General features: G+C 60.1%; 11 protein-coding genes and 1 pseudogene. 4 read left to right on the top strand and 8 right to left on the bottom strand.

The features are described from left to right. The 5 genes from SM763_RS23635 to SM763_RS23615 form a co-directional block, all read right to left on the bottom strand. Positions 1–1,483 (bottom strand): VirB4 family type IV secretion/conjugal transfer ATPase (locus tag SM763_RS23635; protein ID WP_490363310.1); only part of this gene is annotated, 1,483 nt, incomplete at its 3' end. Continuing rightward, positions 1,473–1,751, bottom strand: a complete 279-nt coding sequence (locus SM763_RS23630; RefSeq protein WP_009574151.1) for a VirB3 family type IV secretion system protein — start codon at positions 1,749–1,751, stop codon at positions 1,473–1,475. The genes SM763_RS23630 and SM763_RS23635, both read right to left, overlap by 11 nt. Positions 1,752–1,760: 9 nt before the next feature. Next, positions 1,761–2,075, bottom strand: coding sequence for a TrbC/VirB2 family protein (locus SM763_RS23625; RefSeq protein WP_051693698.1), 315 nt, complete (start codon positions 2,073–2,075; stop codon positions 1,761–1,763). Further along, entirely contained in the window at positions 2,072–2,755 is a 684-nt protein-coding gene (locus tag SM763_RS23620) for a lytic transglycosylase domain-containing protein (RefSeq protein ID WP_368999979.1), read from the bottom strand. Before SM763_RS23620 ends, SM763_RS23625 begins: the two co-directional genes overlap by 4 nt. Next, positions 2,712–3,038, bottom strand: coding sequence for a hypothetical protein (locus SM763_RS23615; protein WP_009574148.1), 327 nt, complete (start codon positions 3,036–3,038; stop codon positions 2,712–2,714). Before SM763_RS23615 ends, SM763_RS23620 begins: the two co-directional genes overlap by 44 nt. A 192-nt stretch (positions 3,039–3,230) precedes the next feature. Between SM763_RS23615 and SM763_RS23610 the strand changes: the two genes are divergently transcribed. Continuing rightward, positions 3,231–3,509 (top strand): hypothetical protein, encoded by a 279-nt coding sequence (locus SM763_RS23610; RefSeq protein ID WP_368999976.1) that lies wholly within the window; start codon positions 3,231–3,233, stop codon positions 3,507–3,509. A gap of 14 nt (positions 3,510–3,523) precedes the next feature. Here SM763_RS23610 and SM763_RS23605 read toward each other — a convergent pair whose 3' ends face one another. Beyond that, entirely contained in the window at positions 3,524–3,844 is a 321-nt protein-coding gene (locus SM763_RS23605) for a type II toxin-antitoxin system RelE/ParE family toxin (RefSeq protein ID WP_368999974.1), read from the bottom strand. Between the two features lie 5 nt (positions 3,845–3,849). Continuing rightward, positions 3,850–4,092, bottom strand: a complete 243-nt coding sequence (locus SM763_RS23600; protein WP_368999972.1) for a type II toxin-antitoxin system ParD family antitoxin — start codon at positions 4,090–4,092, stop codon at positions 3,850–3,852. Positions 4,093–4,566: 474 nt separating this feature from the next. Here SM763_RS23600 and SM763_RS23595 point away from each other — a divergent pair, with 474 nt between their 5' ends. The 3 genes from SM763_RS23595 to SM763_RS23585 all read left to right on the top strand — a co-directional run bounded on the left by SM763_RS23595 (position 4,567) and on the right by SM763_RS23585 (position 7,526). Beyond that, entirely contained in the window at positions 4,567–5,220 is a 654-nt protein-coding gene (locus tag SM763_RS23595) for a hypothetical protein (RefSeq protein ID WP_368999970.1), read from the top strand. 236 nt (positions 5,221–5,456) lie between these two features. Beyond that, the gene (locus SM763_RS23590) at positions 5,457–6,299 is read left to right on the top strand and encodes a hypothetical protein (protein WP_368999968.1); all 843 of its coding nucleotides are present in this window, start codon (positions 5,457–5,459) and stop codon (positions 6,297–6,299) included. Positions 6,300–6,638: 339 nt separating this feature from the next. Next, positions 6,639–7,526 (top strand): AAA family ATPase, encoded by an 888-nt coding sequence (locus SM763_RS23585; RefSeq protein WP_368999966.1) that lies wholly within the window; start codon positions 6,639–6,641, stop codon positions 7,524–7,526. Here the strand turns inward: SM763_RS23585 and SM763_RS23580 are convergent. Continuing rightward, a pseudogene (locus SM763_RS23580) lies at positions 7,510–7,618 on the bottom strand (IS5/IS1182 family transposase); the annotation flags it as partial. The gene SM763_RS23585 and the pseudogene SM763_RS23580 sit on opposite strands and share 17 nt — an antisense overlap.

Genomic DNA, 7,618 nt, shown 5'->3' with positions numbered 1-7,618 from the left:
CGCCGAGCGCGCGGACGGCCATCTCCATCCCCGCGCGATAGTCGAATACGAAGACCCGCGCACCTGCCCGCCGTGCCATGGTCATCAGGAAAGCCGCTAGGACGGATTTGCCGGAGCCGGGTCGGCCGAGGATCAGCGTGTGGCCTCCCGTGGGCTCACGATCTGGCGCGCCCTGTTCGTGGAAGTTGAAGCGAAAACCACTGCGCTCGGGTGTCGGAAAGAGCGTGATCGGCACGCCCCAGGGGACTTCCCGCCCTGTCTTTCCGAGCGGGGTGCGGTGGAAGGTAGCGAGATCGGCGAAGTTGTGGTTCGTGATTGCGGCCTTGCGGTTTCGCGCCCCGGTATTGCCGGGATGCTGCGCCATGAAATGCGCCCGTGCCCCGAAGGCTTCCGAGATCAGGTTGATCCCGGAAGTGGCGGAGATGTTGCGGATTTCGGCCGCGATGTCGTCAAGCGCCGTCTGGGTGCGGGCATAGACGGCCACGGTCATGTGGTGCTCGCCGAAGATCAGGCGTTTGGATTCCAGATCGTCCTGCGCGAGTTCCAGTTCCTGGGCGAGACTGACGGCTCCGTCATTGGCGGCCTGCATTAGCCGCAGCTGCCGCTTTATCCGGCCCGCCATGATGTTGGCGTTGATCGGCACAAAAGAGTGCGTGACCACCATGTCGACGGGCAAGTTCAACTCGTCGAGCATCAGGCTATCGGTCTTGGCGGGGTAGTTCTTCACCGCAAAGATCGCCCCGAGCTTGTCGCCGACGGCACCGTCCGAGAGTGCGATGGTCGTGCCGCGGAAGGTGACGCGGGTATTTGCGACGTCCTCGGCGATCACTCCGAGGCGCGACCGGGGGAAGAGCGGGTGCTCCTCGCCCGTGTTGAGTGAACCGAGGAAGCCCAGAAGCTCGCCGGTGCTTGCGGCCAGCAGGCGGGGCTTCAGCTCATCGAAGGAGGACAGCAGAAACCCCACAACCTCGTCGAGCTTGCGCAAGCGGCGGGTGGTGTCGGCCGCATGTCGCGAGCGAGACGCCCCAAGTCCGAACGGCAAGCGGCTGCCGGTCTCAGGTCGCTTCAGCACGGTCAGAGTCAGCGTCTTGTCGCGCAAGCCCGCGCGGCCGAGATGCGCGTGCCATCGTTTGTCGAGGGCGGCAGCAAACCCCTCGCCCGGAATGGGCGGCAGAGTCACATCGACCGCTTTCGAGACCTTGTGCAGGTAGAAGGAGAACTCCGTCCCCACCTGCGCGACGATGCCAGCCAGCAACCCTCCGATCCGGTCGAGATGCCCGTCCTCGCTCGTGGTGCTGTTCACCCCTTCGAGGCGGATGCACTGCATCAGTTCGTTGCCGCGTGTCCGGATCGTTCGGTCGTTCACGAGGCTCACATAAGGCAGCATCATTGAGAGCCGCTTCTCGCCCTTGACCCATGACGGTAGCGCGGTCAGCGGATCGATGGCGTTCTCAACCTCATCGGCAATTCCATCACGGGGCATAGCTGTCGCCTCCGTGCAACTTGCGGTTCGTCGTGGGCGGGGTTTCCTGCAGGGTGATCACCAGGACATCGAGGAAGTTCGGATCCCAGTCTGCGGCCTTCCAGAGCGCCGGCCAGGCCAGCCCCGCGAACACAGCGACCACCCAGCTCTGCACCCAGAGGAACAGAAGCGTCGAGCCGAAGAGCCAGACCATGGCGTACATGATCGGCAAGCCCATCAGCTTGGGTGGCCTGAGAAGGCCGATGAACACGCGGGACTGGTCAGCCATGGACGGAGCTCAGGTGGTCCAGATGGCGGCGACGATGGTGGGTGCTGCGGCGATGCCCGCGATTGCAACAACGACCCAGAGCGCCTGACGGAAGTCGAGGATGCCAAAGAGCCAGGAAAGGAACACCCCGATCAGCGCAAGCGTTCCGATCACGATCCCCAAGGGACCGGTGATCGCATCGACAATGCCTTGAAGCAGGGTCTGCACCGGCGAGAGGTCAATGCTCTGCGCAAGCGCTGGACCCGCCAGCACTATAAGGGCCATCGCGCCGGACGCGGTGATCGCCCGCGTGCGGAGCACGCTTTGACGTTTCCTCGATGTCATGAAAGATCTCCTCTGAGCCGCTCAAACACGGCAGTCACACGGGCCACATGCCCTTGGGTTTCTCGAAAGGGGGGGATGCCGCCGTGGCGTGTGACCGCCTCCGGACCCGCGTTGTAGGCCGCAAGGGCCAGAGAGCCCTCGCCGAACTGGTCGAGCATCATCAGCAGGTAGCGAGCTGATCCGTCGAGGTTCTGCGCAATGTCATGTGGGTCGACGCCGAGGTCGCGGGCAGTATCCGGCATAAGCTGCCCGAGGCCTATGGCACCGACAGGGCTACGTGCAGCCGGATTGTATGCGCTCTCGACTTCAATGTTGGCTCGGTAAAGGAGCGCCCAATCAGTGACGGAAAGCCCCGCGCGACGCAGCGCACCATGCCCGGCATACCGTAGCGCCGTGGTCTCGATCGCATGGAGGATTTCCGGGGTGGCGTGGGCGGCAGATCGAGCCGGGATCGCTGTCTCGCTCGTTGCGTCAGGAACGCGAGGTTCTGCGAAGAGAAAAAGGCGCTCGTTTGCCTCTTGAGAAGTGGAAATCAATTGGCCGTCTGGGCCAACCGAAAAGATGAAACCGTCGGCCAGGGCCGGGGGCGCGGAACAAACGCCTGTACCCAAAGCAACGACGAGCGCAGTCGCGCGGTCAGCTGCCTTTGACCGGAGGCGCGGCGTGGCGCTCGCGGCCACCTTCTTCAAGTGGGATGCTAGCGGTCGTACAGCCCATGTCGGCCAGGAAACTGACAAGGCCAACGATGGTTTTGAAGTCGCGGAGCTTGAGGACGCTTCGGCTGGTGACGAGCATCTTATCGTCACGCTCATCAGTGGCGACGGCGCGGATGACCCACGAGCCGTACCAGCTGTTATGGCGCTTCTCTGCTCTCTCCTTGCAGACCACCTCAATGAGGTAGCCCTCGGCGAGCAAGCCGCGCAGTCCGTCTTCTGTAACCACATTCGGGGCTTCTTCTATCATGGCCTTCCCTTGGGTCCTTGTTCTGCCTGGGTGCAGTATCAGGCCCACGGGGTCGCAACACCGTGAGCGATACAAAACAACATTAATGATAGCAAGACGATTTATTCGAGTTGACGAACCGTCTTTGGCTGCAATAGGTAGCTATCGCACGAAACCATAAATTTGAAGTGGCAAAGGAGTTTTGCCCTGCGCATGTTTTGTGCATTTCGACACGGCTTGCTTGGTCTTGTTGTGCCTTTCGGACTGATCGGCCAAGTCGCAAGCGCCTGTATCGCGCCGGAACGGCCCTTCCTGCCCGAGCGGCCGGAAGACGTTCGAGAATATGCCGATCTGCTGCGCTCCGATTTCGAGGGCTACATCGCCGACATCCAGGAATACTTCCGTTGCCTTGATACCGAGCGCCAACGCGCGTTTCAGGAGGCGCGCGAGGTCAGTGAAGACTATGGAAGACTAGTCGAGCTATTGGAATGAGGAAACGCATGGGCTTAACCGCCGTCGAGATCCTCGTAGTAGATCAGGGCGGGCATGTTGCGGCGCTGGTGCACGATGCGCAGGATGACTGCCGCGCCATCCGCCGCATCGAGCCGCTTGTAGAAGATAACGTGACGCTGGCAGTTGACGGATCGCATCCCCGGGACGAAGAGACTCCTGTCCCGACCCCGGTCGGGATCCCCGGTGATTTGCTCGAAGGCGGTGACCAACTGGCGGTAATAGACGAGCCATTGGTCCCTACCCCAGGTCTCGACGGTGTAGGCACGGATCTCTTCAAGGTCGGACCTGGCCCGACCGGAAAGTCGAATTGTCATGTGGGTCAGCGATCAAACGCATCCGGTTCGAAGGCATGAGCATCGAACTCGGTGAAGTCTCCATTTTCGGCCAGGGAGGCTGCCTCCTCTAGGTCGGCCTTGAGGGCATAGAACTGCCGGGCGCCATCCTTCTCCATCAGCATCCTTACGCCGGCACGCACGACTTCGCTCAGATTGGCGTAGGCGCCGGACTCGATCTGCGCCTGCACATATTTCTGCATCGGTTCGGTCAGGTGGACGTTTGGCATCAGACTCCCCTATCTGTGCTCAATCATATCAGATACTGACATAAATCTTCAAGCGCATGTTCGATCCCAACATAGGCTCCAATACAGGATCGTTGCTCCATCCCGTCCTTCTGCGCCCGGATTCCAGCCGGGGAACAAGGCGGGACAGTTTTCCGATACTGCCCGTCCCGAGACCTTGAGCGTTGTGACCCGCCGTTTGACGGGGTTATGCGGTCTGTTCTTCCGTGACCGCTTTCTTGGCCGCATTGGAACGCCACATTTGTATTTGAGTACAGATGTTTGTTTGAAACTTTACATGAAAGGGGGCCGCAATTGTGGCCACTTTCAAGACGCCGAAACAGCCGAAACCGGCGTCAGATCCTGGAAGCCCTCAAGCGACACAGGCAAACAATCGCATGTCGCCATCAATCAAATCTCCTTGCTATCATTAATGTTGTTTCGTATCGATGCACCATTATAGATGGAGTCGGCATCATGAAGCACGTTATCCACAGCGTGGCAACAGCCACGGCACTAAGCATATCCGGGCTAATGGCCTCGTCAGGTCCGGCTCAGGCCTATCAGGTCGACTGTGCGATCCTCCTCTGCCTTGCGGGCGGCTGGCCTGCCTCCGCGCCCTGCGCGCATGCCAGAGCGGTCTTCATTCGGCGGATCACGCCATGGCCGATCGAGCCGCCCTTACAAATCTGGCGCTGTCCGATGGGTGTGTCGCTCAACGATCCAAGTCCGATGTCGCCTATGGAACGCCTTTATGACATCACGTTCCGCGATCCGCCCGAACCGCAGGAATCGACTCCGATCCCCCTTGTTCGCGTTCAAGTAGATGAGCAAGCCGACATCGACATCTCAGGCGACGCCTTTGATTTCGTGCGCAGCATACGGGTCTATCACATCCAGTATCGCCAGCACGAAAACCGAGATGGCGACTGCAATCGCAGCGACTCGACGCGATTGGGGTCCTACGGCGTGCAGGGCGACTACCGATGGACAAGATCCACCGTGGGCCAGGTGCCAGCCGCATCCGGCCTGAGCATCCCGAATGGATGTGGCAGCTACTTTTACCGTTCCGTCTTCGTCGACTGGCGTGATCACGCCGGGAACTATGGTTCTGAAGAAGTTCGCTACTGACAAAATCTGCGCGCGGTTTTGCCGCGCGCGTCATCTCAACCCCGCACGGGAGGCTGTGCAAAACCCCTGAAAAGGAGACGACGCCAGACCGTGAAGCCTGACGCCGCGCTAGAAAACTCCGTGAACAAGAGTTTCCTAGCGCACCGCTAAAACACCTGCAACCAGCAAAGTTGTTTTGCTGGCAAGAATGTTGTTGTCTCACGACATGGCGTCGGATCTCCAAGGAGACCTCGACCATGGAACCTACGACCGGCTTGATCCTGCGACGGATTACGCAGACAAATCTCTCTGTTGCAGCGCACAAGCTTGCCACCCTCATCCTCGACGCCATCGCCTGGAAGGATGGCTACAACGGTTTGTCGCGCGGAACGGCAGCCTTCACCCTCTCTGCCCTGGCGGAGAAGATGGGTGTCTCACGACAATATCTTTCGGTTCTTTTGAGCGAACTTGAGACGTCGGAGTTGCAGCTCGAGCGGGCGAAGCCGAATGGCAAGTTCGCGCCCTGGATCTTTCGGTTTTCCGCCTTCGACGAAGAGAGTGAAACCCATGATCTCGTGTCAGGTGAAGGCGACACATCACTATCTAGAGATAATAATAACAAAACTATCTTCTCAGGGCTGATCGATATCACCGCGAGTTCGAACGTTTTCCAGACCAGTTGGGCAGAGCTCATCAAAGCGGCGAAGGCCACGTTGCCCTGCTGGAACATCGACACCCAGGTCATCTGGGATCGCTTCCTCGCCTTCAACCGGTCCCGAGGCAACGGCAGGGTGCCGGCCGGCTTCCTGCTTGGCTTCATGCGCCGATGGCGGAATTCTTCGGGAACTCCAACTCGCCCCGCGGTCAAGCCGCCCGCGAGACCAATAACGGACCCCAAAGAGCGCGAATTGCTGAGACAGATGCAAGCCGCGCCAACTGCGAACCGCCAGTTCCACGCGTCCGACTTGTGTCGCTTGATCGGACACGCTGCCTACGAAGCGCGGGTGCTCGATGTGATCCGCAAGTTTGGGTGCCAGAGGTTTTCAGCAACCTTGGCGGTGCACGGACGAGCGGTGCTGGCAGGCGAGATTCAGCGGTGACTTGAATGAGATTGGGGCTGCGACTTCAAAACAGACAGAGATCTGAAGAGATTAGACGGGTTCTCGGATAGCACTCCCGCATGCCGCTTCAAATCGGAAACGTCACGCACCCATGGCAATACACAACGCTGGTTGCAGCACCAGGACGCGACCGCCTAAACTCAAACAGAAATCGAACCAGCGCCTCCGCTACAAGACAGACCGAGAAGTCCGAAAAATCCTGACGACGGACAGAGCCTGACGACCGAAATCGGTGGACCGTACTCTACATGATCGAAGCCATCTGTCCAAATTTGACGTATGGCCGTGACATCTCTGTCGAAACGACGGAGATGAACAATGACGCACGAACAACACCTCGCCCTTGATCTGATCGTCCGATTGGCCAACCGTTTCGGTCCCGCCAGCCGTATCGCAAAGGAACTGCCCGGCTGGCTGGAGTACCTGACCGAAGTCGAATGCCCCGAACGGCCCCGTAGCCGACCAAGCTCGCAATGGTGGAACAAGATCAGGACCATCGCGCACGACCTTGCGCCGAGCGCCGGGGGCGGTGAGGGTGAGATCGTTCAGCACAATGCAACCCGTCTTGGCGAGCATTTCGGGCTGTCCCCTGCCGAAACATCCATGCTGACCTTCGTCGCGTTCTACAAGTTGTTCGATGGCTTCGAGCATGTCGTCGATGGCGCGCTGGAAACCAGAGAAGTCACGGTGCCGCTGCTGTTGTCGTGGTTCTGCGCGGCGCCCGAGCCTGAAATCCGCACAGCCATGCGGGCATCCGGTCGCCTCACTTGCTCGGGATTGGTGCAGCGCAACAGCGGCGGGCGTCACCGCCGGATGCCGTTCGATCTGTCTGATCGCCTGACCCTCGCGCTACTTGCCGAAGTGGATAGCATTTCCGACCTGATCGCCCTGATGTTCCCGCGTGCGGCTGCGCCGCAGGCTCAATGGCAAGACTTCGAAGGTCTAAGCCGAGATGCGGACCTGATGCGTGAACTACTGTCCAAGGCACTGGCAAAGCGCCAACCAGGCGTGCACATACTGCTCTACGGCCCTCCCGGCACAGGCAAGACCGAGTTCGCCAAGGTGCTCGCGCATGAGGTCGGCGCTGAACTGCGCGCGGTCGGCGAAACGGACGATGACGGAGGCGAGCCGTCGCGCCGGGAGCGTTTGGCCGAGCTCACAATGGCATCTCGCATGCTAGGGTCAGGATTCATAACCAATAGATGACGAGAGCCGCGAGGGCGATGGCTGAGAGGAAGACCTTGGGGCATCGGTCATAGCGGGTCGCGACGCGCCTCCAGTCCTTGAGCCTGCCGAAC

Source organism: Pseudophaeobacter sp. C1-32P7, from assembly GCF_041008775.1.
Lineage (GTDB): Bacteria > Pseudomonadota > Alphaproteobacteria > Rhodobacterales > Rhodobacteraceae > Phycobacter > Phycobacter gallaeciensis_A.
This window is presented reverse-complemented; position numbering and strand designations above follow the sequence as displayed.